Source organism: Pseudomonas sp. MB-090624 (assembly GCF_003205245.1).
Taxonomy (GTDB): Bacteria; Pseudomonadota; Gammaproteobacteria; order Pseudomonadales; family Pseudomonadaceae; genus Aquipseudomonas; species Aquipseudomonas juntendi.
In genome coordinates, this window is the sequence record NZ_QJRK01000004.1 from 49,930 (window position 1) to 75,339 (window position 25,410).

Below are 25,410 nucleotides of genomic sequence, written 5' to 3' on the forward strand. Positions count from 1 at the left end.
ACTTGCTACCACCTGGTAACGCCGGGCGTTCATCCGATCGTTCGCGGGTGCCTGCCGGCTCTCGGCCGTAAACGAAAACGCCCGGCCAAGGCCGGGCGTCGCTGCTCAGGGGCAACCTTACTTATCGTCAGATTCACCAGGAACATTAGCCTTTTCGCCATCGGTGGGCGCGGTGCCCTGCACTTCTGCAGTCATTCGCTTGAGGCCCATGTGACGCACATCGGTACCGCGGACCAGGTAGATCACCAACTCGGAGATATTGCGTGCATGGTCGCCAATACGTTCCAGCGAGCGCAGCACCCAGATCACGCTCAGTACCCGCGAAATCGAGCGCGGGTCTTCCATCATGTAGGTCACCAGTTCACGCAGGGCGGTCTTGTACTCCCGGTCGATGGTCTTGTCGTACTGAGCCACGGACAGTGCCAGGTCGGCGTCGAAGCGGGCAAAAGCGTCCAGCGCATCGCGGACCATGTTGCGCACCTGGTCACCGATGTGGCGCACTTCCACATAGCCCCGTGGCGACTCGCCTTCTTCACACAGCTGGATGGCCCGGCGGGCGATCTTGGTCGATTCGTCACCAATGCGCTCCAGGTCGATCACCGACTTGGAGATACTGATGATCAGGCGCAAGTCGGAGGCCGCCGGCTGCCGACGGGCGAGGATACGCAGGCATTCCTCGTCGATATTGCGCTCCATCTGGTTGATCTGCTCGTCAACCTCGCGCACTTGCTGGGCCAGGCCCGAATCGGCTTCGATCAGCGCGGTGACCGCGTCGTTGACCTGTTTTTCAACCAGCCCGCCCATGGCCAGCAGGTGGCTGCGCACCTCTTCCAGCTCGGCGTTGAACTGCTGGGAAATGTGGTGGGTAAGGCTTTCTTTGTTGATCATGCTGTCGCTCCGCGAAGTTGCTAGCCGCTAGCTGCAAGCTTCAAGTGGTTCGTGTCGTTCCCTGGCTCCGCGCTAACCGCTTCATCTTGCAGCTTGCAGCTCGAAGCTTGCAGCTGCGCCAAAGGCGCTCTTAGCCGTAGCGACCAGTGATGTAGTCTTCGGTCTGCTTCTTCGCCGGGTTGGTGAACAGGGTATCGGTGTCGCCAAACTCGACCAGCTTGCCCATGTACATGAACGCGGTGTAGTCCGAAACACGGGCAGCCTGCTGCATGTTGTGGGTCACGATGACGATGGTGTACTTGGCTTTGAGTTCGTAGATCAATTCCTCGACCTTGAGGGTCGAGATCGGGTCCAGCGCCGAGCACGGCTCATCCAGCAGCAGCACCTCAGGCTCCACGGCGATGGTGCGGGCGATGACCAGGCGTTGCTGCTGGCCACCAGACAGGCCCAGGGCCGACTCGTGCAGGCGGTCCTTGACCTCGTCCCACAGCGCCGCGGCCTTCAACGCCCACTCGACGGCCTCGTCGAGCACGCGCTTCTTGTTGATGCCCTGAATGCGCAGGCCATAGACCACGTTTTCGTAAATGGTCTTGGGAAACGGGTTGGGCTTCTGGAACACCATGCCCACACGGCGGCGCAGCTCGGCGACATCTTCGCCCTTGCGGTAGATGTTGTTGCCATACAAGTTCACGGCACCCTGCACGCGGCAACCGTCAACCAGGTCGTTCATGCGGTTGAACGTGCGCAACAAGGTCGACTTGCCGCAGCCGGAAGGGCCGATGAACGCCGTCACGCGCTGCTTGGGGATGTTCATGCTGACATCGAACAAGGCCTGCTTGTCGCCGTAGAACAGGCTCAGCCCCGGTACCTCGATGGCCACGGTTTCTTCGGCCAGGCGCAGGCCCTGCTTGCTGCGGCCCAGGGCAGACATGTCGATGCCGTGGGTGTGGGATTCGTTCTGCATGGTTGACTCCGTTTGTAGCTGCAAGCTTCGAGCTGCAAGCTGCAAGTTTGGGCAAAGCGGCAATCTGCTTGGAGCTTGCCGCTTGTGGCTTAAAGCTTCAATCAGCTGTCCAGCGCCTTGTACTTTTCGCGCAGGTGGTTGCGGATCCATACCGCCGACAGGTTCAGGGCCGCGATCACCAGCACCAGCAACAGCGCCGTGGCGTAGACCAGCGGCCGCGCGGCTTCTACGTTGGGGCTCTGGAAGCCGACGTCATAGATGTGGAAGCCCAGGTGCATGATCTTCTGGTCCAGGTGCAGGTACGGGTAGTTACCGTCAACCGGCAACGACGGCGCCAGCTTCACCACACCCACCAGCATCAGCGGCGCCACTTCGCCCGCAGCGCGGGCCACGGCGAGGATCATGCCGGTCATCATCGCCGGGCTGGCCATGGGCAACACAATCCGCCACAGCGTTTCGGCCTTGGTCGCACCCAGCGCCAGCGAGCCTTCACGCACCGTACGCGGGATGCGCGCCAGGCCTTCTTCGGTGGCCACGATCACCACAGGCACTGCCAGCAGCGCCAGGGTCAGCGACGCCCACAGCAAGCCTGGTGTACCCAGGGTTGGCGCGGGCAGCGCTTCGGGGAAGAACAGGCGGTCGATCGAGCCACCCAGCACATACACGAAGAAACCCAAGCCAAATACGCCGTAGACGATCGCCGGCACCCCCGCCAGGTTGTTCACGGCAATGCGGATCAGCCGGGTTACCGGCCCCTGCCTTGCGTATTCACGCAAGTAGACTGCCGCAAGCACGCCGAACGGGGTGACGATCACGGCCATGATCAGGGTCATCATCACGGTACCGAAGATGGCCGGGAAGATGCCGCCCTCGGTGTTGGCTTCACGCGGGTCGTCGCTCAGGAATTCCCAGACCTTGGCAAAGTAGGTGCGCAGCTTGGTAAAAGCAGACATGCCGTTTGGCTGGAGGGCATGCACCACCTTGTTCAGGCTGATTTCCACTTCAAGGCCGTTGCCATCGCGGGCCACCAGGCTGTCACGCGCGAGTGCCTGGTGCAGGCCGCCGAGGCGCGCTTCGATAGCCTGGTAGCGGCTGTTCAGTTCGGCGCGCTCGGCGTCCATGTCCGCCTGGGCGGTAGCGTCCAGCTTGCCGTCCAGCTCCAGCTTGCGGGCGTGAAGCCGCAGCCGCTCCAGGCCATGGTTGATGGCCCCGATGTCTTTCTTCTCCAGTTGCTGCAATTCACCGTTGAGCTGGCTGGCACGCTTGAGCCGCGCTTGCAACTCGCTCCAGGCAGCCGGGCCTTCGGCAACCACCCGGCCCTGTTCCTTGACGCTGACCAGGTAGCCATAGAAGTTGCCCCACTCGCGGCGCTCCAGGGCCATCAGGTCGGCCGGGCGCTGCTCGTCGACCAGCCAATCGCCGACCACCCAGGTGAAATCGCTGCCATAGAGGTCGCGGTTACCCACCTTGATCAGTTCACGGCTCATGAACTCCGGGCCCTGGTCCGGTACCGGCAGGCCGGCACCTTTGAGGCGGGCACGCGGCACGTCCTCCTGCTGCACCACTTCGCCAATCACCACCTGGCCAGCCTGGCCCGGCACCTGGTAGGTGGCCTGCACCAGGTCGGCCGGCCAGAAGTGGCCCAGGCCGCGCACGGCGATGACCGCCAGCAGGCCCACGGTCATGATCACCGCCATGGCCACTGCGCCGCCGCTCATCCAAACACCGGGGGCGCCGCTCTTGAACCAGCCTTTGAGGGAATCCTTTTTCACGGATCGCTACCTTTCTATCAAAGCGACGAGTATTTCTTGCGCAGACGCTGGCGAATCAGCTCGGCCAAGGTGTTCATGACGAAGGTGAACATCAGCAGTACCAGCGCGGCCAGGAACAGCACGCGGTAGTGGCTGCCGCCGACTTCCGATTCGGGCATTTCCACGGCCACGTTGGCGGCCAGGGTGCGCATGCCCTCGAACAGGTTCATTTCCATCACCGGCGTATTGCCGGTGGCCATCAGCACGATCATGGTTTCGCCCACTGCGCGGCCCATGCCGATCATCAGCGCCGAGAAGATGCCCGGGCTGGCAGTCAGGATGACCACGCGGGTCAGGGTCTGCCAGGGGGTGGCGCCCAGCGCCAGCGAGCCCAGGGTGAGGCTGCGCGGCACGCTGAACACGGCGTCTTCGGCGATGGAGTAGATGTTGGGGATGACCGCGAAGCCCATGGCGATGCCGACCACCAGGGCATTGCGCTGGTCATAGGTGATGCCCAGATCGTTGGTGATCCACAGGCGCATGTCGCCAGCAAAGAACCAGTTTTCCAGGTGCGGGCTCATGGCCAGGGCGAACCAGCCGATCAGCAGGATTACCGGGATCAGTATCGCCGCTTCCCAGCCGTCAGGTACACGCAGGCGGATCGCCTCTGGCAGGCGGGTCCAGGTGAAGCCCACCAGCAGAATGCCGAACGGCATCAGCAGGAACAGGCTGAAGACCCCCGGCAGGTGACCTTCCAGGTAGGGGGCAAGGAACAGGCCGGCGAAGAAACCGAGGATCACCGTCGGCATCGCCTCCATCAGTTCGATCACCGGCTTGACCTTGCGCCGCATGCCCGGGGCCATGAAGTAAGCGGTATAGATGGCGGCGGCGACCGCCAGCGGGGCTGCCAAGATCATGGCGTAGAACGCGGCCTTGAGGGTACCGAAGGTCAGCGGCGACAGGCTGAGCTTCGGCTCGAAGTCGGTGTTGGAAGCGGTCGACTGCCAGACGTACTTAGGCTCGTCGTAGTTCTCGTACCAGACCTTGCTCCACAACGCGCTGAAGGAAATTTCCGGGTGCGGGTTGCGCAGGCTCAGCGGCAGCAGCTTGCCGCCTTGTTCGATGATGATGCGGTTGGCGCGCGGGGACAGGGCCAGGATGCCCGGGCCTTCGGCGACGGGTTCGACCAGCAGCGTACGGTGCGCCGTACTGTGGAACACTCCAAGCTGGCCGTTCGCGTCCAGCGCGATGAAGCCCTTGCGGCGCTCTTCGGCGTCGATCTGCACGATCGGTGCCTTGCCCAGCTGGAAGGTACGGATCTGCTTGAGGCGCGATTCGCCATCCGGGTCGCGGGCCATGAACCACTGGGCCAGGCCACCCCTGGAGTCACCGACGATCAGCGAAATGCCGCCCACCAGTTGCCCCGTGGCGGTCACTTCGGTGTCGGCACTGTCGGCCAGTTTATAGCGGCCGTTGAGGCTCTTGTCGCGCAGGTTGAACACGTCGGCCGTGGCCCGGCCGTTGATCACGTACAGCCAGTGCTGGCGCGGATCGATGAAAATGTTCTTCACCACCTCGGTCATCTGCGGCAGGACGATGCGGTTCTGCTCCGTGGTGACTTCTTCGGTCAGCATGTTCTCGCTACGGGTCAACTCCAGCACCTGCAGTTGCGCACCGGTGGAGCCGGCCAGCACCAGGGTGTCACCGTTGGCATTGACGCTCACGTGCTCCAACGCACGGCCCTGCTCGTCGAGCACGAATGGCTGCTCGCCGTAGGGGTAGTCGATGCTGGCGGTAATCGCCTTCTGGTTGTCCGGGTAGGTGATCTTGTAGGCGTGGTGGAACACCAGCGCCTGACCGTTGGACAGGCCCAGCACCACCAGCGGGCTGCCCGGCTGGTCGGCCCCGATCGAGGTGACCTGGGTACCGGCTGGTACCGGCAGGTCGATGCGCTTGAGCGCTTGGCCGGTCTTGGCATCGAAGAACAACGCCTGGCCTTTGTCCGAAACCCGCATGCCCACCAGGTTCTGCTCTTCCAGCGCGATCATCAGCGGCTTGCCGGCATCCTGCTGCAGCCAGGTTGGCTGCAGGGCTTGCTTGCGCGTCAGCTCGGCGCCCTGGAACAGCGGCAGCACCACATAGGCCAGGTAGAAGAAGATCAACGTAATGGCGGCCAAAACGGCAAGGCCGCCCACCAGCACATACCAGCGGGTCAGGCGGTCCTTGAGCGCGCGCAAGCGGCGCTTGCGTTGCAACTCGGGCGTATTGAAATCAATGCGCACGGGCTGGGGTTTTTGGGTCATGTTGGAGTTGGCCAGATCATTCATGCGCACACCCTAGCTGTCCCGTGTGACAAAAACATTACAAAATAGTGACGCGCGAAAGCCCGCCGCACAGGTTACCTGGCTTCGGGCCGGGAATTCGTGGACGAGGCCGGGCGGTGGCACCGGCCTCCCCGCAATTAGTTACTGCTTGGCAACACTACCGGCATGGGACAGGCCCAAATCTGCCAAGGTCTTGTCGACGACCTTGGCCGGCAGCGGGATGTAGCCGTCCTTGACCACCACCTGCTGCCCAGCCTGCGACAGCACCAGCTTGACGAACTCGGCTTCCAGCGGCGCCAGTGGCTTGTTCGGCGCCTTGTTAACGTACACGTACAGGAAGCGCGACAGTGGGTAGGTGCCGTTCAGGGCGTTGGCTTCGTTGTCTTCAACGAACGCGCTGCCTTCTTTCTTGGCCAGGGCTACGGTCTTGACGCTGGCGGTCTTGTAGCCGATGCCCGAGTAACCGATGCCGTTGAGCGAAGAGCTGATCGACTGCACGACCGAAGCCGAACCGGGTTGTTCGTTGACATTAGGCTTGAAGTCGCCTTTGCACAGGGCCTCTTCTTTGAAGTAGCCATAGGTGCCGGAAACCGAGTTGCGGCCGAACAGCTGGATCGGCTTGTTGGCCAGGTCGCCGGTCACACCTACATCACCCCAGGTCTTGACCTCGGCCTTGCCCCCACACAAGCGGGTCGAGGAGAAGATGGCATCGACCTGCGCCATGGTCAGGCCCTTGATCGGGTTGTCCTTGTGCACGAACACGGCCAGGGCGTCGACTGCAACGGGAATAGCGGTCGGTTTGTAGCCGTACTTCTGCTCGAAGGCTTGCAGCTCGACGTCCTTCATCTTGCGGCTCATCGGGCCGAGGTTGGCAGTGCCTTCGGTCAGCGCAGGTGGCGCGGTGGAGGAACCCGCCGCCTGGATCTGGATGTTTACGTTCGGATATTCCTTCTTGTAGGCCTCGGCCCACAGCGTCATCAGGTTGGCCAGGGTGTCGGAACCGACGCTGGAGAGGTTGCCCGAAACACCGGTGGTCTTGGTGTACGTCGGGATCGCAGGATCGACAGCGGCCACCGCGTTGGCGGTTGCAACGCCAGCGGCGGCGAACGTGAGGGCCGCCATCAAACGCTTCAGTTTCATGCCTTGCTCCTAGCAGGAATATTGGGGTGCTGGATGGAACGGGCCCCAGTATCGGCAGGCCGCATGAACACGATATGACCTAATTGTGACAAATGGATTAAAGGCCATCATTCGTAGGGCCGCGCCACGCGGCAGCGCAGCTCAGCGTTTGTTGGCGAGCAGATAAACCCCTACGCCCAGCCCGACGGCACACAACCCCGCCACATAGTAGGCCGGCGCCATGGGGCTGACCTTGAGCAGCGCCGTCACCACCATCGGCGTCAGCCCGCCAAAGATCGCGTAGGCCACGTTGTAGGAGAACGACAACCCACTGAAGCGCACCGCCGCCGGGAACGCCTTGACCATCACATAAGGCACCGCGCCGATCACCCCCACGCACAGGCCGGTTACCGCATACAGCGGGAACAGCAACTCGGGCCGGGTTGGCAAGCTGTGGTAGAAGCTCCAGGAGGTTATCAGCAGCAACAGGCTGCCAATCACGAACACTAGGCCCGCGCCAAATCGGTCCGCCAGGCTGCCAGCGCTGATGCAGCCGAAGCTGAGCAGCACGATGGCCAGGCTGTTGGCCTTGAGCGAGTCGGTGGGGCTGATGTGGTAGATGCTCTGCAACAGCGCCGGGGTCATCAGGATGAGCACGACGATGGCCGCCGACAGCATCCAGGTCAGCAGCATCGACAAGATGATCGCGCCACGATGGTCGCGCAGCACCGCACGCAGCGGTAGCTCTTCTGCCAGGGCCTTGCGCTGCTGCATCTCGGCGAATACCGGCGTTTCGTGCAGCCAGCGGCGCAGGTAGACCGAGAACAGGCCGAACACACCACCCAGCAGGAAGGGGATGCGCCAGGCGTAATCCGCGACTTCTGCAGGGCTGTAGACCGTGTTGATCAGCGTGGCGACCAGCGACCCCAGCAGAATGCCCGAAGTCAGGCCGGCCGTGAGGGTGCCGCAGGCGTAACCGGTGTTACGCGCCGGTACGTGCTCGGAAACGAACACCCAGGCGCCCGGCACTTCCCCTCCGATCGCAGCGCCCTGGATAACCCGCATCAGCAGCAGCAGGATCGGTGCCCACAGGCCGATCTGGGCATACGTTGGCAGCAGACCCATGATCAGCGTCGGCAGGGCCATCATGAAAATGCTCAGGGTGAACATCTTCTTGCGCCCGAGCAGGTCGCCAAAGTGGGCCATGATGATGCCGCCCAGCGGCCGCGCCAGGTAACCGGCCGCGAAGATGCCGAAGGTTTGCATCAGGCGCAGCCACTCGGGCATGTCGGCGGGGAAGAACAGCTTGCCGACCACCGTGGCGAAGAACACGAAGATGATGAAGTCGTAGAACTCCAGCGCCCCGCCCAATGCGGACAGTGAGAGGGTCTTGTAGTCACTGCGGGTCAGCGGCCGCGAGGGCTGCTCGATACTGCTCGGCACGGAAGTCATCGCTGGTTGTTCTCTTTGTAGGGCATGCAGGCCGCTGGGCGCGCGGCTTCTGGATTGGGAGACCAGCGAAGATAGCAAATTGCCGAGGCGTGCTGATAGCGCTACCAAAACCCTACAGATATTCACGAATGTACGGTCGTCGCTGGCCGTTATGCTCTATATACTGGCAACTCGTAGGAAAAGGTTGCGCCTAACGTGGGATGTTGTGCGAAAACGCCGGTCTTTATTGTCAGGCGGTTTCGCAGAGTTTCCCTACGGCCGCCCAGTGAAACGAAATCGGCGTAGTATGTTTCAAGCTGAATCGTTTACCCGGCCCTTGCGCCACACCAACGAAAGCGTCACGGGTCAGAGGCCCCATCGCATGATTGAGCTCGAACAAGAAGATCCTATCCCGCAGGGCGACCTGGCCTTGCAGATCACCGCCCTGCCGCGGGAAACCAACGGCTTTGGCGACATCTTCGGCGGCTGGCTGGTCGCCCAGATGGACCTGGCCGGCACTGCCATGGCCAGCCGTGTCGCCGGTGGCCGGGTAGCCACCGTGGCCATCGACCGCATGGCGTTCCTCGTGCCGGTCGCCGTGGGTGCGCAGCTGTCGTTCTATACCCAGACCCTGGAAATCGGCCGTAGCTCGATCCAGATGATGGTCGAAGTGTGGAGCGACGACCCGCTGTCCAGCGAATGGCGCAAGGTCACCGAGGCGGTATTCGTCTTCGTCGCCATCGACGGCAGCGGCCGCACGCGCTCGGTGCCTCGTCGCTGAGCCTTGCCGGCGGTAAACTCATTGCAGGTGCCCGGGTCCAAGGCCCACTGGCAATCAATGAGACAAGTGCAATGGCAACCTTCCAGGTCGTAACCGAGCAACATGGCGAACTGAACTGCTGGCGTATCAGCAGCGACCACGCCGAACTCCTGATCGCCCAACAGGGCGCACAGATCCTCAGCTACCAGCGGGTGGGCGAGCCGCCACTGCTGTGGCTGAGCGACCAGGCCATCTTCGGCAAGGGCAAGTCGGTGCGCGCCGGGGTACCCGTGTGCTGGCCGTGGTTCGGCAACCTGCAGCGTAACCCCCAGGCTGTGCAGGCCATGTACAACGGAGCGCAGGCGCCTGCCCACGGCCTTGCGCGCGCCCGAGACTGGCAATTGCTGGGTATCGAGGAAGTCGGCCAGCAACTGCAGATCGAATTCGCGCTGCCAGAAGCGCAGGGTCAACTGCCCGACTGGCCGCATTCAGTCGAACTGAAACTGGTGATAGCGCTTGGCGCGGACCTGAAACTGAACCTCACCAGTCGCAACGTGGGCACTGCACCCGTCACCATCAGCCAAGCCCTGCACAGCTACTTTGCGGTCAGTGACGTGCGCCAGGCCCAGGTCGAAGGGGTAGAGGGGCTGAGTTACATCGAAACCTTGGCTGACTGGCAACAGCGCCAGCAGCAGGGGCCGCTCACGTTCACCGGGGAGACTGACCGGATCTACCTCGGTGCCCCGCAAACGCTGAGCATTGTCGACCCGCACTGGAACCGGCGGATAACCCTGACCAGCAGCGGCTCGCGTTCGGCGGTTATCTGGAACCCCTGGACCGAACGGGCCAGGGAGCTGTCGGACATGGCCGATGAGGGTTGGCAACGGATGCTATGCATCGAGACGGCGAATGTGTGGGATGACCTGGTGGAGTTGAAGCCTGGGGCCAGTCATTCGCTGGGCGTGGTGCTGGCTAGCGAAGCGCTTTGAGTACCAGGGACCGCTGCGCGGTCCTTTCGCGACACAAGGCCGCTTGTGTCTTGAGAGGGGATTAGAATCTGCAGTGAGAGCGGTGAATGACAAGCTGAATGCCGCAGGTGCCTAGAGCACGAGCAGGAGCAGAAGCTGTCATTCACCATTCCACTTGTGGGAGCGGGCGTGCCCGCGAACACCGGCGCAGCCGGTGCCAGACACCGCGTCGCCTGCTTCGCGGGCAAGCCCGCTCCCACAATGAAACGCGCAGGCTTTTCAAATTTTGGGCAAGACAGTTGCTGTTACTGGCGATCGCGTGCCGTTGCAGGTGCGGCCTTGTGTGGCGAGGGCTCAGAGGTCGGCGTCTTCCACCACCCTCACCTTTGCGGCATCCAGCGCATAGGCGGCATCGGCCAGATCATTGCTGACCTTCTCCACCTTCAATTTGCCGGTGACCCACAGCGGGGTGTAGATGTCATCGATCTTCAGGCCTTTCGGGTAGCGCACCAGCACCAGCTGATTGGGCGGCGGAGGCGGTACGTGGATGCACGCGCCCGGGTACGGCACCAGGAAGAACAACGTGCTGTTACCCTTGGCATCGCCTTCCAGCGGTACCGGGTAACCGCCCAGGCGGATGTCCTTGCCATTCATGGCTGGCACGGTCTTGGTGGAATACATCACCGCCGGCAGACCCTTGCTCTGCTTGAGGCCGCCCTTGTCGGTGAAGGTACCCATGGCTTCCGGCGAGTTATGGTCGATTTCGGGCATCTGCTCGAGCGCCTTCTGGTCCGACTTGGGCATCAGTTCAAGCCAGTCGGTTTCAGGCAGTTCGGCATGGGCCAGGGTGCTGGCCAACAGCAGGGGCAGGAGAAAAAAGGCACGCATGACAATGCTCGGCAACTCGATGGAATTGCCGAGCATTCTAACCGGTATTCAGCGTTTCTTGATGAACCCGTAGATCACCAGAAGGACAATGGCACCGACCAGCGCGCCGAAGAAGCCCGCCGCCTGCCCAGCCTGGTAAATGCCCAGCGCCTGGCCGCCATAGGTGGCCAACAGCGAACCGGCAATACCCAGCAGGATGGTCATGATCCAGCCCATGCTGTCGTCGCCTGGTTTGATGAAGCGGGCCAGTAGGCCGACGATGAGGCCGATGAAGATGGTTCCAATGATGCCCATGGCAATCCCTCTGCAGTGAAAATGGAACAAGCCAAAGCCTAGACAGCGCTTCGACTTGTTGCCATTTCAGAGGGCAAGCCGCTGGTAGAAGTTCGATCAGTTGCTGATCAGGGCCTCTACCTCGGCAATTTTGCGCTCGAGGGTAGCCATGTCGTGGCAGCGCAGGGTGGCGTGGCCAACCTTGCGGCCGGCCTTGAAAGCCTTGCCGTAGTGGTGCAGGTGGCAGCCATCGATGGCGATCACCTTGTCCACGGCAGGCACTTCACCGATGAAGTTGAGCATCGCACTCTCGCCCACCTTGGCGGTGGAGCCCAGCGGCAGGCCGGCCACCGCGCGCAGGTGGTTCTCGAACTGGCTGCATTCGGCACCTTCGATGGTCCAATGCCCGGAGTTGTGCACGCGCGGGGCGATTTCGTTGGCCTTCAGGCCACCGTCGACTTCGAAGAACTCGAACGCCATCACGCCCACGTACTCCAGCTTTTGCAGTACACGGCCAACATAGTCTTCAGCCAAAGCCTGCAGCGGGTGTGCCTGGCTGGCCACCGACAGGCGCAGGATGCCGCTCTCGTGGGTGTTGTGCACCAGCGGGTAGAAGCGGGTTTCGCCATCACGGGCCCGTACGGCCACCAGCGAGACTTCGCCGGTAAAGGGTACAAAGCCTTCCAGCAGGCAGGGCACGCTGCCCAGTTCGGCGAAGGTATCAACCACGTCTTCAGGCGTGCGCAGCACCTTCTGGCCCTTGCCGTCGTAACCCAGGGTACGGGTTTTCAGCACGGCTGGCAGGCCGATGCTGGCGACTGCGGCGTCCAGGTCGGCTTGCGAGAGGATGTCGGCGAAAGCCGGGGTAGGGATACCCAGGTCGCGGAACATGCTCTTCTCGAACAAGCGGTCACGGGCGATGCGCAGCGCTTCGGCACTGGGGTAGACCGGTACGAACTGCGAGAGGAAGGCCACGGTTTCGGCCGGGACACTCTCGAACTCGAAGGTCACCAGGTCAACTTCGTCAGCCAACTGGCGCAGGTGCTCCTGATCGCCGTAATCGGCCCGCAGGTGCTCGCCCAGAGGCGCAGCGCAAGCATCCGGCGCCGGGTCGAGGAAAGCGAAATTCATGCCCAGCGGGGTACCCGCCAAGGCCAGCATGCGGCCCAGCTGGCCGCCACCGATTACACCGATCTTCATGGGTTGAGCCTCAAGCCTGGCGCGGGTCTGGGTTGTCCAGCACGGTGTCGGTCTGTTCCGTGCGGAATTGCTTCAGCGCAGCGTGGAATTGCGGGTATTTGGCACCCAGGATGCTGGCCGACAACAGCGCCGCATTGACTGCACCGGCACGGCCGATGGCCAGGGTGGCAACCGGTACGCCGGCTGGCATCTGCACGATCGACAGCAGCGAGTCGACGCCCGAGAGCATCGACGACTGCACCGGCACGCCCAGCACCGGCAGGTGGGTCTTGGCGGCGCACATGCCCGGCAGGTGGGCAGCGCCACCAGCACCCGCGATGATCACCTCGATGCCCCGGCCCTCGGCCTCTTCGGCGTACTGGAACAGCAGATCCGGGGTGCGGTGGGCGGACACCACCTTCACTTCGTAGGGAATGCCGAGTTTTTCCAGCATATCGGCGGTGTGGCTAAGGGTGGACCAATCGGACTTGGAGCCCATGATCACGCCAACCAGTGCACTCATCGTCGAGCCTCTCCTGCAAGCGCCTTCTGGCGCGCTATAAAGCAACAAGCCACGCGGGTAGGCCGGCGTGGCTTGTCATACGGATTCTAATCGGCCCGGTGGCCGAAGGCGCGGGATTGTAGCGTACTTGCAGGCGGGCCGCCCACCCCTGCAAGCACATGACAGATAAAAGGGCAAGCTGTCTCGCGGGACAACTTTTTCCGGCTGCGATGCGTAACGACAGTTGCAAGAGGATTGAACACCCCTGTTCAAACTTCTTGGAGAAAAAGATGGCCAGACCATTTTTCACCTCACTGCTGTTTTGCATGACGATGGCCCTTCAGGCCTCCCCCACATGGGCTGCGAGAACCTTGGTGGTTACTATCTATCCGCACGATGAACTAGCCGATGTGAGCGACAAACAGATCGATAAAGACTACGTGCAGCCGTGGCTGGAAGAAATGCGCAGAATCAGCAATCACTCAATTGAGGTCATCTTCAAGCGTGATGTTGCAGGCATTACCGATATTCCTTATCGCCAGATGCCTCCAGAAGATACCCACAGGGTCTTCAGCGCTGCAGCGCATCCACAGTTCAGGTGGCAGAAATCGATTTTGCTGACGCGCGATAGTTTCGGCCTCAACAGCGAAGGCGCAGAACACCTTGGCCTGGCCAAATTGGGCTATGCCCACGCGATCGCCTCAATGACCAGCTATGGCACCCTGGGGCATGAACTGGGTCACTTGATGAACGCCACTCACGAGGCAGCAGAGTTACGCTACAACCCATGGCCATGCGAGACCTTCGTCTATCCGGACCGCTTCTCGCTTCGGGCCAATTGCTACCGCTACAGCGACCAGAACAGAGCGGCCATCGCCAATCACCTTGATCACGCGCTTCGTAACTGAAGAGGCTCACTCCGGCGCAGGCGTATTTTCCAGCTTGCGCCAAAGTAGCCGCACATTGGCCTTGCGCACTAACGCGCAGCGGTACAGGCGGATTTCCAGTGGTACATGCCACTGGCTGCCTCCGCAGATCGCCAATTCACCACGTTCCAACTCGCCTCGCATCGAAAGCCGGGGCACCCAGGCAATGCCCATGCCTTCCAGCGCCATGCTCTTCAGGCTGTCTGCCATGGCGGTTTCATAAACGGTGGTATAACGCACATTGCGCTGGCGCAAGAGCAGGTTGACCGATCGCCCGAGGAAGGCCCCGGCGGTATAGGCCAGCAGTGGCACGCTACTTTCACCTTCCAGGTCGAACATGGGCCTGCCGTCGGCGCCCACCGCGCATACCGGCACCATTTCGGTATTGCCCATGTGCAGGGACGGGAAAATCTCGGCATCCATCTGCAAGGCGGCGTCTGGGTCGTAGAACGCCAGCATCAGGTCGCAACCGCCCTCGCGCAGTGCATGCACGGCATCCCCCACGTTAGTCGCAACCAGGCGGGTGGCGATGTTCAGGCCGTCATTACGCAGCTGCGCTACCCAACGCGGGAAAAAGCCCGACGCCAACGAGTGCGCTGCAGCCACCTGAATCACCTCCCCCTGGCCACCCTCAAGGTGATGCAAATGGCGGAGAATTTCGCCCAACTGGTCGACAACCGTGCGCGCCGTAACCAGAAACAGCTGCCCGGCCTCGGTCAGCTCTATCGGCGTGCGGGAACGGTTGACCAGTTGCAGGCCCAACGCTGCCTCAAGGCTGCGGATACGCCGGCTGAAGGCCGGTTGGGTGACGAAGCGCCGCTCTGCCGCCTGGGAAAAACTGCGGGTGGCGGCCAGCGCACTGAAATCTTCCAGCCATTTGCTTTCAAGGTTCACGAAGCACATCTCCCGTCGTGCACCAAAATGGAACACGCTCGAATTTCGATTGGCGTCACATGAATCACTATGCCGTTTGTGCATAGGTTAGCGTGCAACAGCATTGGCCGCAAAATCCCCTTAAGGCCTAGGATTGGCGCCATTCCGGCATGTGCCGGGTCAACATCGAGATGATATACATCATGTCCGCTGCTGCATCGTTCCGCGTCGAAAAAGATCTGTTGGGCACCCTGGAAGTACCTGCCGATGCTTACTACGGCATCCAGACCCTGCGCGCTGCCAACAACTTCCACCTCTCCGGTGTTCCGCTGTCGCACTACCCGAAACTGGTAGTGGGCCTGGCGATGGTCAAGCAGGCTGCTGCCGACGCCAACCGTGAGCTGGGGCACCTGAGCGATGCCAAGCATGCTGCCATCAGCGCCGCCTGCGGCCGCCTGATCAAGGGCGACTACCACGAGCAGTTCGTGGTCGACATGATCCAGGGTGGCGCCGGTACGTCCACCAACATGAACGCGAACGAAGTCATCGCCAACATCGCGCTGGAGGCCATGGGCCACCAGAAGGGTGAGTACCAGTACCTGCACCCGAACAACGATGTGAACATGGCGCAGTCGACCAACGACGCCTACCCGACGGCCATTCGCCTGGGCCTGCTGCTGGGTCACGACGCCCTGCTGGCCAGCCTCGAAAGCCTGATCCAGGCATTCGCCGCCAAAGGCAAGGAATTCGACCACGTACTGAAGATGGGCCGCACCCAGCTGCAGGACGCCGTGCCGATGACCCTGGGCCAGGAATTCCGTGCCTTCGCCACCACCATGACCGAAGACCTGCAGCGCCTGCGCTCGCTAGCGCCGGAGCTGCTGACCGAAATCAACTTGGGCGGTACCGCCATCGGCACCGGCATCAACGCCGACCCTGGCTACCAGGCCCTGGCCGTACAACGCCTGGCAATCATCAGCGGCCAGCCGCTGGTACCGGCTGCCGACCTGATCGAAGCCACCTCCGACATGGGTGCCTTCGTGCTGTTCTCCGGCATGCTCAAGCGCACCGCGGTCAAGCTGTCGAAGATCTGCAACGACCTGCGCCTGCTGTCCAGCGGCCCACGCACCGGCATCAACGAAATCAACCTGCCAGCGCGTCAGCCAGGCAGTTCGATCATGCCAGGCAAGGTCAACCCGGTTATCCCGGAAGCCGTCAACCAAGTCGCCTTCGCCATCATGGGCAACGACCTGGCCCTGACCGTTGCTGCCGAAGGTGGCCAGCTGCAGCTGAACGTCATGGAGCCGCTGATCGCCTACAAGATCTTCGACTCGATCCGCCTGCTGCAACGCGCCATGGACATGCTGCGCGAGCACTGCATCGTTGGTATCACCGCCAACGAACAGCGCTGCCGTGAGCTGGTCGAACACTCGATCGGCCTGGTCACCGCCCTGAACCCATACATCGGCTACGAAAACGCCACCCGTATCGCCCGCGTTGCCCTGGAAACCGGCCGCGGCGTGCTGGAACTGGTGCGTGAAGAGAAGCTGCTGGACGAAGCAATGCTCAACGACATCCTGCGTCCGGAAAACATGATCGCGCCACGCCTGGTTCCGCTGAAGGCGTAACCGGCTGCTGCACACTGTCTCACCAGGTTAAGGGACTAGACACCTCTCAACCTTTCCAAGCCCGGGCTTATGCACCGGGCTTTTTTTTGCCTGCTGGCTTGCGCGGGCGCGTGCCCTGCCTACACCGGTAGACGTGGGAGCGGCCTGGCGCCGCAAAGGGGCTGCACTGCGGCCTTTGAATATCGGCACACAACTTGCTCCATAATGTGTTCCAGGCCCACGGGATTACCCAGCATGCTGCACAGCCACCTGACCACCCTCAACGCGGTTTCGCTGATACTCAACGTCTTCCAGGCAGACGGTGCTGAGGCTTCGGCGCTGCTCGCCGGTAGCGGCATTGGCCCGGCAGACCTGGGGCACGCCGACGCGCGCATCACCACACAGCAGGAACTGCAAGTGTGTGCCAACGCCGTGGCCCGGCGCGAAGACATCGGCCTGGAGCTGGGCCAGCGCATGCATGTGTCGTGCTATGGCATGCTCGGTTACGCCCTGCTCTCCAGTGCCACTTTGGGTGACGCCCTGCGCCTGGCGCTGCAGTATCCGGCACTGCTGGGAACAGTCTTCTCGCTGCGCTTGCGCGACGATGGCCAACGCGTCTGGTTCAGCGCCAGCGAGTACCACGACAACCCGGCATTGAGCGCTTTCAATGCCGAGTTCTGCCTGGTTTCGCTGAAAGTCATCTGTGACGACCTGCTTGGCCGCCCATTGCCGCTGCTGGGGGCACGCTTCGAGCACCCTCGGCCTGACTACCATGCACGCTATGCCGGTGCGTTCCAGTGCCCAGTGGCGTTTGCGGCGCAAGACAATGCCTTTGCGTTCGAGCGGCGCTGGCTGGATACGCCGCTGCCGTTGGCTGACCCGATTACCCACAAAGCCATGAGCGAACGCTGCCGGCGCCTGAACCTCGAATTCACGGGTCGCCAGGCCTGGCTGGGGCGGATTCGCCAGTTGCTCACGCAACAACTGGACGCCGCGCCAGGGCTGGACGGGCTGGCACGGCAGATGAACTGCTCGTCGCGCACGCTGCGCCGGCATTTGCAGGCGCTGGGTAGCAGTTACCAGCAGTTGCTGGACGAACTGCGGTTCGAGCGGGCCAAGCAGTTGCTGGCCGATGAGCAGATGCCAATCTACCGCATTGCCGAAACCCTGGGGTTCAGCGAAACGGCCAGTTTCCGGCATGCCTTTCAGCGTTGGAGTGGTGTAGCGCCCAGCCATTTCCGCGGTTGACCTGTGCTGGCTTCTTCGCGGGCTCGCCCGCTCCCACAGGAACTGCACAAGTTCCGAGTACTGTGGGATACCTGTGGGAGCGGGCGAGCCCGCGAAGAAGCCAGCACAGGAAAAACCGGCCATAGAGCTTGGCCACATCGATCCCCTTTTGGCCAGTTGCGTCGTTCTCCGCCACTGGCCCACCGCTGAAAATGGCCCCACGCCAGTCCCCACCGGAGAACAACAATGCTGACGATCTATTCCGATGATCACCGCCTGCACCATGGCCGCTGCGAGCTGATTGACGGCAAGCTGATGCCGTGTTTCGAAATGCCCTCGCGCGCTGACCATGTGCTCGACCAGGTCAAAAAACGCAACCTCGGTGACATCCAGGGCCCTACCGACTTCGGCCGCGCGCCCTTGCTGCGCATCCACAGCGCCGACTACCTGGACTTTTTCGAAGGCGCCTGGGCGCGCTGGGCGGCGCTGGGCCAGGAAGGCGACCTGCTGCCGTTCACCTGGCCTGCACGCACCTTGCGCCAGGTAAAACCCACCGGCCTGCACGGCGAGTTGGGCTATTACAGCTTCGATGCCGGTGCGCCGATCACCGCCGGCACCTGGCAGGCGGCCTACAGTGCCGCCCAGGTTGCCCTCACCGCTCAGGCAGCGATCCAGCAAGGCGCGCACAGCGCCTTTGCCCTGTGCCGCCCACCAGGGCACCACGCCGCCGGCGAAGTGATGGGTGGCTACTGCTACCTGAACAACGCCGCCATCGCCGCCCAGGCATTCCTCGACCAGGGTCGGCGCAAGGTTGCCATCCTCGATGTCGACTACCACCACGGCAATGGCACCCAGGACATCTTCTACCGCCGCAACGATGTGTTCTTCGCTTCGATCCACGGCGACCCGCAGGACGAATTCCCGTTCTTTCTCGGCTATGCCGACGAAACCGGCGAAGGCGCCGGCGAGGGCTGCAATATCAACTATCCGCTGCCCGCCGGCAGCGACTGGTCTGCCTGGAGCGCTGCCCTGGAAGAGGCTTGCCAGCGCATCGCCAGCTATGACGCCGACGTACTGGTGGTCTCCCTGGGTGTGGACACCTTCAAGGATGACCCGATCTCGCAATTCAAGCTGGACAGCCCCGACTACCTGGAAATGGGCAAGCGTATCGGCCAGCTTGGCAAGCCGACCCTGTTCGTGATGGAAGGCGGCTACGCTGTGGAAGAAATTGGTACCAACGCAGTCAATGTGCTGGAAGGTTTCCAGCGCGCCCAGCCAGGAGCCCGGTAATGGTCCGACTCAAGCGTCTGCTCGCCCCGTTCATCGCTGCCACCCTGTTCACCGGTGCCCTGCAGGCGCACGCCGAGCAGCGCACCCTGCGTGTGTATAACTGGTTCGACTACATCACCCCGCAGACCTTGACCGATTTCCAGAAGGACAGCGGCGTCAAACTGATCTACGACATCTTCGACACCAACGAAGCGCTGGAGGCCAAGTTGCTCACCGGCAACTCCGGCTATGACGTGGTGGTGCCGTCCAACGTATTCCTCGCCAAGCAGATCGAGGCCGGGGTGTTCCAGCCGCTGGATCGCAGCAAGCTGTCGAACTGGCAACACCTGGACCCTGCGCTGATGAAGCTGATCGAGGCCAACGACCCAGGCAACAAGTTTGCCGTGCCCTACATGTATGGCACCGTGCTGATCGGCTTCAACCCGGCCAAGGTCAAGGCCGCACTCGGCGACAACGCCCCGGTGGACAGCTGGGACCTGATCTTCAAGGAAGAGAACATCGCCAAGCTCAAGCAGTGCGGGGTAGCGCTGCTCGACTCGCCGTCGGAGATCCTGCCGCTGGCCCTGCAGTACCTCGGCCTGCCACCGAACAGCGACAAGCCGGCCGACTACAAGAAGGCCGAAGCGCTGATGCTGAAGATTCGCCCGTACATCACCTACTTCCACTCCTCGAAGTACATGGCTGACATGGCCAATGGGGATATCTGCGTGGCGGTGGGTTACAGCGGCAGCTTCTCGCAGGCTGCCAACCGCGCCCGCGAAGCGAAAAATGGTGTGACGGTCGACATGCGCCTGCCCAAGGAAGGCGCGCCGATCTGGTTCGACATGCTGGCGATTCCGAAGAATGCCGCCAACCCGGCAGACGCCCATGCATTCATCAACTACCTGCTGCGGCCGGAGGTGATTGCGCCGATCAGCGATTTTGTCGGCTACCCGAACCCCAACAAGGATGCCACCGACAAGGTGAGCCCTGCGATTCGCAACAACCCCAACCTGTACCCGACGGCGGAGGCGATGGCCAAGCTTTACACGCTCAAGCCGTTGCAGCGCGATGCCGAGCGGGCGCGAACCCGGGCCTGGACGCGGATCAAGTCGGGGACCTGACGCAATTTGGGCTGCCTTGCCGCCCTTCGCGGGTGAACCCGCTCCTACAGGATATGCGCCGCACCTGAAACCACCTGGCCATAACTGTGGGGGCGGGTTTACCCGCGAAGAGGCAGGCAGCCTCAACCCTTGCGCCACGCCTTGCGCAATTTCATCAATGCCGCGGCAATCTCACCCTCCGGAACCGCGGCAAACCCCAGCACCAGGCCAGCCCGCTTATCCACAGGCACTTCGCTGTCGGCCAGCCAGAAATTGCTCAATGCTGCCACTTCAACGCCAACCGCCTCTGCCTTGGCCACCAACGCCTGTTCACGCGCAAAGTTATCCACAGACACCTTCACATGCAGCCCAGCAGCCACTTCGGGCATGCTGCCCAGCCCGGCAATATCCACAGGCCAGCCGGCCTTGAGCACATTGCGCCGGCTCAACGCCGCTTTGCGCATGCGGCGAATATGCCGCTGGAAATGCCCACGGGCCATGAACTCGGCCATCACACACTGGCTGCTGACCTCCGAATGCCGTACTGCCAACGCCTTACCCTGGCTGAAGGCCTGTGCCAACTGCGCCGGCAATACCAGGTAACCCAAGCGCAGCGCCGGGAAGGCGATCTTGCCGAAGGTGCCCACGTACAACACACGGCCGGCCCGGTCGAGTGCAGCCAGCGGGGCCAGGGGCGCGCCGCTGTAACGGTACTCGCCATCGTAGTCGTCCTCGATGATCCAACCATCGCTGCGTTCTGCCCAGCCCAGCAACGCCAGGCGCCGGGCCAGGCTCATGGTTACCCCGGTCGGGTACTGATGGGCGGGCGTGACATAGGCCAACCGGCAACCCGGCAACTGGCCCAACCGTGCGCAATCCATACCCTCTTCATCCACCGGCACGCCGGCGACCTCAGCACCCGCCACTGAAAAAGCGTGCGCCGCCGCACGGTAGCCCGGGTTTTCCACAGCCACCCGGTCGCCGGGCTGCAACAGCAACTGTGCACAAAGGCTTATGGCCTGCTGCGCGCCACTGGTGATCACTATTTGCTCAGCGGTACAGGTCAGCCCCCGCGAGCGGCGCAAGTAGGCCGCGATCAGCTCGCGCAGTGCCGGTTCACCCGCCGGGTCGCCATAACCCAGCTGTGCAGGCGCAGCGTTACGCCAGAAACCCGCTTGCAGCCTGGCCCAAACGTCGAAGGGGAACAGATCGAAGGCAGGTATCCCCAAACGAAAAGCCCGCGGCGCGCCCTGTTTGGGGGGCGGCAGATGGTGATTTTTCAGACGCTTCAAAGGCTCGCTCCAGCTGCGCTGGCTGGATAAATCCTCAGTATTTTCCTGGCCAAATGTGGATAAACCTGTTGATAACCCCCGGTATAACCCTGTGGACAGTTGTGTGGATAGTTTCGGCAGCCGGGTTACGTAGGTGCCGTCACCGACTCGGCTTTCGATATAGCCCTCCGCGTACAACTGGTCATACGCGCGCACCACGCTGTTGCGCGACAGCCCCAGCACGGCTGCCAGGTCGCGGGTGGCAGGCAGCCGTGTGCCGCTGCACAGCCGCCCGTCCAGCACCCGCTCGCGTAGCGCCTGGTAAAGCTGCTGGCTCAACCCGCGGCGCCGATCGAGCGAAATCCCGGCCGGGTCGAAAGGCAGGATGAGGGGCTTTTCGTGCATGGCATTGGACCTATGAAAACAGGCAGTAATGGCTCTTACCCAGAACCATTAGCCTGCCTAGGATGGGACCATTCGACAAGGACTCAGGCCATGTACAACAGTAAGCCTCACCAGGAACACGACCTCGCCCGGCTGCAGCGGCACATGCTCGACACGCGTCTGGCCGTGCTGGTCAGCCATGGCGAGCAGGGCCTGCTGGCCACCCACTTGCCGGTGCTGCTCGACCCCGCAGAAGGCGAGTTCGGCACCGTGTACGCCCACTTGGCCAGGGCCAACCGCCAGTGGCAGGACTTGGCGCAGGGGACCGAAGCGCTGCTGGTGTTTCCCGGGGCCGATGCCTATGTCAGCCCCGGTTACTACCCAAGCAAGGCCGATAACCCCAAGGTGGTGCCAACCTGGAATTACCTGGCCGTGCACGCCTATGGGGTACCCGACGTGATCCACGACGCCGAGCCATTGCTGGCGATTGTCAGCCGGCTCACCGACCGCCATGAGCACGGCCGCAGTGAGCCGTGGCAGGTGAGCGATGCGCCCGCCGACTACATCGACGGCATGCTCCGCGCCATTGTTGGCATTCGCCTGCCGATCCAGCGGTTGCAAGGCGCGCGCAAGCTGAGCCAGAACCGCGCTGAGCAGGACATTGCCGGCGTGCGCGAAAGCCTGAGCGCCAGCCCCGATCACCTGGACAATCAACTTGCCGCGCACATGCGCCTTCTGTGAAGGAGTAGCCCAATGCCCAGCGTTACCCTGCGCCCTGTCACCGCTCAAGATCACGCCGCCTGGCATGCCTTGTGGCAGGCCTACCTGCACTTCTACGAAACCGAGCTGGCCGATGACGTCAGCCTCAGTACCTGGCAGCGCCTGCTCGACCCCAACGAGCCGACCCATTCGGCCCTGGCCTGGGTAGATGGCACGGCCGTGGGCATGGTCAACTTCATCTACCACCGCTCCAACTGGAGCATCGAAAATGCCTGCTACCTGCAGGACCTTTACGTGCACAGCGCACAGCGGGGCCTGGGCATCGGCCGCCAGTTGATCGAACATGTCTATGCTGCAGCCAAGGCCGACAACTGCAGCAAGGTGCACTGGCTGACCCACGAAACCAACGCCACCGCCATCAGCCTGTACGAGCAGGTTGCCGAGCGCCCGGGCTTCATCCAATTCCGCAAAGGGTTGTAGGCCACATGACTGACGCACTGCACTGGAAACCCGCCGCATCACCCAAGGCCGAGCCCATCGACGGGCGCTTCATCCGCCTGGAAAAACTCGACCCGGTGCGCCACGGCGACGACCTCTGGGTGGCCCTGCAAGGCCCGGGCGCCGACCCGGTACTGTGGGACTACCTGCCCTACGGCCCGTTTACCGAACGCGCTGCCTTCGACCGCTGGCTGCAAGGTAACGCCGCCGGCAACGACCCGCTGTATTTCACCGTGATCGACCGCGCCAGCGGCAAGGCTCAGGGCATCCTCAGCCTGATGTCGATCGTGCCCGACCATGGCCGCATCGAGATCGGCCACATCGCCTTCGGCGCGCCCATGCAGCGCACACCCAGGAGTACCGAGGCCGTCTACCTGCTGGCCAAGCTGAGCTTCGATCTCGGGAACCGCCGCCTGGAATGGAAGTGCAATAACGCCAATGCCCGCTCCAAGCGTGCAGCGCAGCGGTTCGGGTTCGTCTTCGAAGGGGTGTTCCGCAAGCACCTGGTGGTGAAGGACCACAACCGCGATACGGCGTGGTACTCGATTACCGATGATGAGTGGCCGCAGGTGGCGGCTGGCTTCGAGCGGTGGTTGAGTGCCGAGAACCAGCGCCCGCAAGGGCAGGCACGAACGCTTGAAGCCTGCCGCAGGAACTGACCTGCACCACCGGTCACGGGCTCACGGGCCTATGATCGGTGCAGTGGCTTACCTGATCAGACTCGCGCGCCTGACGACTCCCATCTGCAAGCCAAATGGCTTGAACACGGCGTTCAACGAGTTCAGCGTGGGGTTACCACCGCCCTGCTCGATCTGGATCAGCGTACGCACGGAAATCTTGCACATGCGTGCAAACTGAGTCTGCTGCATCTTCGCCACCTCCACACGCAGCCGCCGCACGGCAGCACCCAGCTCAAGACTGCCGTTGGCGATACCTTCGCGTACTCCGTCGATCAGCAGCCCACGGGCATCGATGGATACCGTCATGCCAACCCCCATTCAACCATCCGGCGCTCAAGCCTGCCCAGCGCAATTGCCGGGTGATTCATCACTGCATCAGGCAGCCCCAGGGCGGACAAGATATCCGGCAATGCCAACAGGTGCCGGGCATCCCGCCGCAGACGCTCAAAAGCTTCGCCCGGGTCGACGAATTCGGCCAGTGCAGTACAGGCAGCCTGCCAGTCGATATCGCCAGCCCGCTCTATCGAGGCTGGCCACTTCGTCGTTCGCGTTATCCCTTCCTGATCCATCACCATCGGTGCAAGGTCGTAGATCGGTGCGAGGCGCACGGTGTCACGGGTACGGATGATCGCAGTGTTACGCCCGTGGTTATCGGCATTACCAAGGATCTTGTTGATCAGGTCGCGCCGCAGATAATCGGCAACCAGGTCAGGCAGCTGCCTCCCCTGCCCGGCCAGTTTCCACAACACGGCAAGCGCCTCAATCGCCTCCAGGTGCCCCATTCGGCTGCCAGGCTCGGTCACGCCACACAGGGAGTACATCGACTCCACGGCAAAGCGTTGCACACCCTGCGCGCAAACCTGCCGGTCGAAGCGTTCCAGCCACAGGCTGGGCTTGGAGCCTTCTTCCAGCGCCATGTATTCAGTGGCCACCGTTTCGATGCCAAGCTGCTGCAACGCCTTGTAGTAGAGATACTCGGCCCGCAGTATCTGCTGATCATCAGCCAGTGCCTGGTTCCTGGCGAACTTGATGAACCAGTGACGCCGGGCACGTTCATCCGCCAGCACCGCGTCGGGATACAACAGGCCATTTTCTGCCTCGGTCATCAACAGCTTTGGCGCCTCCCCACCGCGCCTATCGCGCCACCGATGGCCGCACCTCGCTCATAGGCGTATTCGAGAAACCGTTGATCGCGGGTGATCACATCCTGACGGGCAAACCCGATGGGGTCGGCATAATCCAGTAGCTCAGCCGACTCCTTGATGCGCCGGTTGCCGATTGGCGCCGGAGTGGACCGCCCCAGGAGAAACAGGTCATCCCCCATGCCTTCTGGTTTCTCACGGCCGATATGCCGGAGCAGGAAGCGCTTGGCGGCACCGGCGGGCGCGATGTCGTAAAGGAACGCGGGAGCATGCTGCAGACGATGAGAATTAAAATCCACCGGCAGCCTCGCGCTTGCCGCCTGGCAGAACAGGCTGTCGTATGCCTCCAGATGGGTTTTGACGTACTCGGAGGTATAGCCGAACTCGCAGGGGCTGGAGAGGCCCTTTTCAGGCTCGACAAAGGCGATGGCAACAGCATCATGCCACTGCGCCTGATCATGGAGTTGAAGCGTGAGTCTGTACATGGTTCACCTGCAATTTACCGCATGCGGACAACCGACTCGGTCGATGAATCTGCATCATAGTGCAGATTCCCTGATGTTTCAGTGTAAATTCTGCAATTTAATGCAGATATGGACCAAGATTCACGCTATTCCTGCATTAAAATGCATATTCAACCTCAAAAAAAAAGGGGAGCATCCG

At 62.3% G+C, this 25,410-nt stretch carries 23 protein-coding genes and 1 pseudogene; 10 read left to right on the forward strand and 14 right to left on the reverse strand.

The window, feature by feature from the left end:
• Positions 1-117: 117 nt before the first annotated feature.
• The 6 genes from phoU to DMX12_RS03205 all read right to left on the reverse strand — a co-directional run bounded on the left by phoU (position 118) and on the right by DMX12_RS03205 (position 8,498).
• The gene (phoU, locus tag DMX12_RS03180; RefSeq protein ID WP_029886885.1) at positions 118-888 is read right to left on the reverse strand and encodes a phosphate signaling complex protein PhoU; all 771 of its coding nucleotides are present in this window, start codon (positions 886-888) and stop codon (positions 118-120) included.
• 130 nt (positions 889-1,018) lie between these two features.
• Positions 1,019-1,852 (reverse strand): phosphate ABC transporter ATP-binding protein PstB, encoded by an 834-nt coding sequence (gene pstB, locus DMX12_RS03185; RefSeq protein WP_009684509.1) that lies wholly within the window; start codon positions 1,850-1,852, stop codon positions 1,019-1,021.
• Positions 1,853-1,953: 101 nt separating this feature from the next.
• Complete coding sequence (gene pstA, locus DMX12_RS03190; protein ID WP_177411234.1) at positions 1,954-3,570, reverse strand: phosphate ABC transporter permease PstA; 1,617 nt, start codon at positions 3,568-3,570, stop codon at positions 1,954-1,956.
• Positions 3,571-3,641: 71 nt separating this feature from the next.
• The gene (locus DMX12_RS03195; RefSeq protein ID WP_110676196.1) at positions 3,642-5,930 is read right to left on the reverse strand and encodes an ABC transporter permease subunit; all 2,289 of its coding nucleotides are present in this window, start codon (positions 5,928-5,930) and stop codon (positions 3,642-3,644) included.
• Positions 5,931-6,068: 138 nt separating this feature from the next.
• On the reverse strand, positions 6,069-7,067 hold the full coding sequence (locus DMX12_RS03200; RefSeq protein ID WP_009684506.1) for a phosphate ABC transporter substrate-binding protein PstS: 999 nt from the start codon (positions 7,065-7,067) through the stop codon (positions 6,069-6,071).
• 141 nt (positions 7,068-7,208) lie between these two features.
• The gene (locus tag DMX12_RS03205) at positions 7,209-8,498 is read right to left on the reverse strand and encodes an MFS transporter (protein ID WP_110676198.1); all 1,290 of its coding nucleotides are present in this window, start codon (positions 8,496-8,498) and stop codon (positions 7,209-7,211) included.
• A 361-nt stretch (positions 8,499-8,859) separates the two neighbouring features.
• Here DMX12_RS03205 and DMX12_RS03210 point away from each other — a divergent pair, with 361 nt between their 5' ends.
• The gene (locus tag DMX12_RS03210) at positions 8,860-9,258 is read left to right on the forward strand and encodes an acyl-CoA thioesterase (RefSeq protein WP_003253317.1); all 399 of its coding nucleotides are present in this window, start codon (positions 8,860-8,862) and stop codon (positions 9,256-9,258) included.
• A gap of 71 nt (positions 9,259-9,329) precedes the next feature.
• Complete coding sequence (locus tag DMX12_RS03215; RefSeq protein WP_110676200.1) at positions 9,330-10,226, forward strand: D-hexose-6-phosphate mutarotase; 897 nt, start codon at positions 9,330-9,332, stop codon at positions 10,224-10,226.
• Positions 10,227-10,559: 333 nt separating this feature from the next.
• Here DMX12_RS03215 and DMX12_RS03225 read toward each other — a convergent pair whose 3' ends face one another.
• The 4 genes from DMX12_RS03225 to purE form a co-directional block, all read right to left on the reverse strand.
• The gene (locus DMX12_RS03225) at positions 10,560-11,093 is read right to left on the reverse strand and encodes a DUF3299 domain-containing protein (RefSeq protein WP_177411232.1); all 534 of its coding nucleotides are present in this window, start codon (positions 11,091-11,093) and stop codon (positions 10,560-10,562) included.
• A 48-nt stretch (positions 11,094-11,141) separates the two neighbouring features.
• Positions 11,142-11,387: a GlsB/YeaQ/YmgE family stress response membrane protein gene (locus DMX12_RS03230; RefSeq protein WP_009684502.1), complete on the reverse strand. Its 246-nt coding sequence runs from the start codon at positions 11,385-11,387 to the stop codon at positions 11,142-11,144.
• Positions 11,388-11,483: 96 nt separating this feature from the next.
• Complete coding sequence (locus DMX12_RS03235; protein ID WP_029886439.1) at positions 11,484-12,566, reverse strand: 5-(carboxyamino)imidazole ribonucleotide synthase; 1,083 nt, start codon at positions 12,564-12,566, stop codon at positions 11,484-11,486.
• A 10-nt stretch (positions 12,567-12,576) separates the two neighbouring features.
• Entirely contained in the window at positions 12,577-13,068 is a 492-nt protein-coding gene (gene purE / locus DMX12_RS03240) for a 5-(carboxyamino)imidazole ribonucleotide mutase (protein WP_009684500.1), read from the reverse strand.
• Positions 13,069-13,337: 269 nt separating this feature from the next.
• Here purE and DMX12_RS03245 point away from each other — a divergent pair, with 269 nt between their 5' ends.
• Positions 13,338-13,955 carry a hypothetical protein gene (locus DMX12_RS03245; RefSeq protein ID WP_110676202.1) on the forward strand — a complete coding sequence of 206 codons (618 nt, stop codon included), beginning with the start codon at positions 13,338-13,340 and terminating at the stop codon, positions 13,953-13,955.
• 6 nt (positions 13,956-13,961) lie between these two features.
• On the opposite strand, the gene DMX12_RS03250 is transcribed toward DMX12_RS03245, so the two are convergent.
• Positions 13,962-14,867 (reverse strand): LysR substrate-binding domain-containing protein, encoded by a 906-nt coding sequence (locus tag DMX12_RS03250; protein WP_161891645.1) that lies wholly within the window; start codon positions 14,865-14,867, stop codon positions 13,962-13,964.
• 182 nt (positions 14,868-15,049) lie between these two features.
• On the opposite strand from DMX12_RS03250, the gene aspA reads away from it, so the two are divergent.
• From aspA to DMX12_RS03275, 4 genes are all read left to right on the forward strand, one after another.
• Positions 15,050-16,474, forward strand: coding sequence for an aspartate ammonia-lyase (gene aspA, locus DMX12_RS03255; RefSeq protein ID WP_029886441.1), 1,425 nt, complete (start codon positions 15,050-15,052; stop codon positions 16,472-16,474).
• A 234-nt stretch (positions 16,475-16,708) separates the two neighbouring features.
• On the forward strand, positions 16,709-17,701 hold the full coding sequence (locus DMX12_RS03260; protein ID WP_110676204.1) for an AraC family transcriptional regulator: 993 nt from the start codon (positions 16,709-16,711) through the stop codon (positions 17,699-17,701).
• Between the two features lie 225 nt (positions 17,702-17,926).
• Positions 17,927-18,970, forward strand: coding sequence for a histone deacetylase family protein (locus tag DMX12_RS03270; RefSeq protein ID WP_110676206.1), 1,044 nt, complete (start codon positions 17,927-17,929; stop codon positions 18,968-18,970).
• Positions 18,970-20,073, forward strand: coding sequence for a polyamine ABC transporter substrate-binding protein (locus DMX12_RS03275; RefSeq protein ID WP_110676209.1), 1,104 nt, complete (start codon positions 18,970-18,972; stop codon positions 20,071-20,073). The genes DMX12_RS03270 and DMX12_RS03275 overlap by 1 nt, the downstream gene beginning before the upstream one ends.
• Positions 20,074-20,195: 122 nt before the next feature.
• Here DMX12_RS03275 and DMX12_RS03280 read toward each other — a convergent pair whose 3' ends face one another.
• A complete protein-coding gene (locus tag DMX12_RS03280; protein WP_110676211.1) occupies positions 20,196-21,728 on the reverse strand; it encodes a PLP-dependent aminotransferase family protein in 1,533 nt (510 codons plus the stop codon).
• Between the two features lie 90 nt (positions 21,729-21,818).
• On the opposite strand from DMX12_RS03280, the gene DMX12_RS03285 reads away from it, so the two are divergent.
• From DMX12_RS03285 to DMX12_RS03295, 3 genes are read left to right on the forward strand one after another with little or no spacing between them, the layout of a single operon-like run.
• The gene (locus tag DMX12_RS03285; RefSeq protein ID WP_110676213.1) at positions 21,819-22,448 is read left to right on the forward strand and encodes an FMN-binding negative transcriptional regulator; all 630 of its coding nucleotides are present in this window, start codon (positions 21,819-21,821) and stop codon (positions 22,446-22,448) included.
• A gap of 12 nt (positions 22,449-22,460) precedes the next feature.
• Complete coding sequence (locus DMX12_RS03290) at positions 22,461-22,907, forward strand: GNAT family N-acetyltransferase (protein ID WP_110676215.1); 447 nt, start codon at positions 22,461-22,463, stop codon at positions 22,905-22,907.
• Positions 22,908-22,912: 5 nt separating this feature from the next.
• Positions 22,913-23,584, forward strand: coding sequence for a GNAT family N-acetyltransferase (locus DMX12_RS03295; RefSeq protein ID WP_110676217.1), 672 nt, complete (start codon positions 22,913-22,915; stop codon positions 23,582-23,584).
• 48 nt (positions 23,585-23,632) lie between these two features.
• Here DMX12_RS03295 and DMX12_RS03300 read toward each other — a convergent pair whose 3' ends face one another.
• A complete protein-coding gene (locus DMX12_RS03300) occupies positions 23,633-23,911 on the reverse strand; it encodes a helix-turn-helix domain-containing protein (RefSeq protein ID WP_009684487.1) in 279 nt (92 codons plus the stop codon).
• Positions 23,908-25,232, reverse strand: a pseudogene (locus DMX12_RS03305) (type II toxin-antitoxin system HipA family toxin). The gene DMX12_RS03300 and the pseudogene DMX12_RS03305 overlap by 4 nt, the downstream one beginning before the upstream one ends.
• Positions 25,233-25,410: the final 178 nt, after the last annotated feature.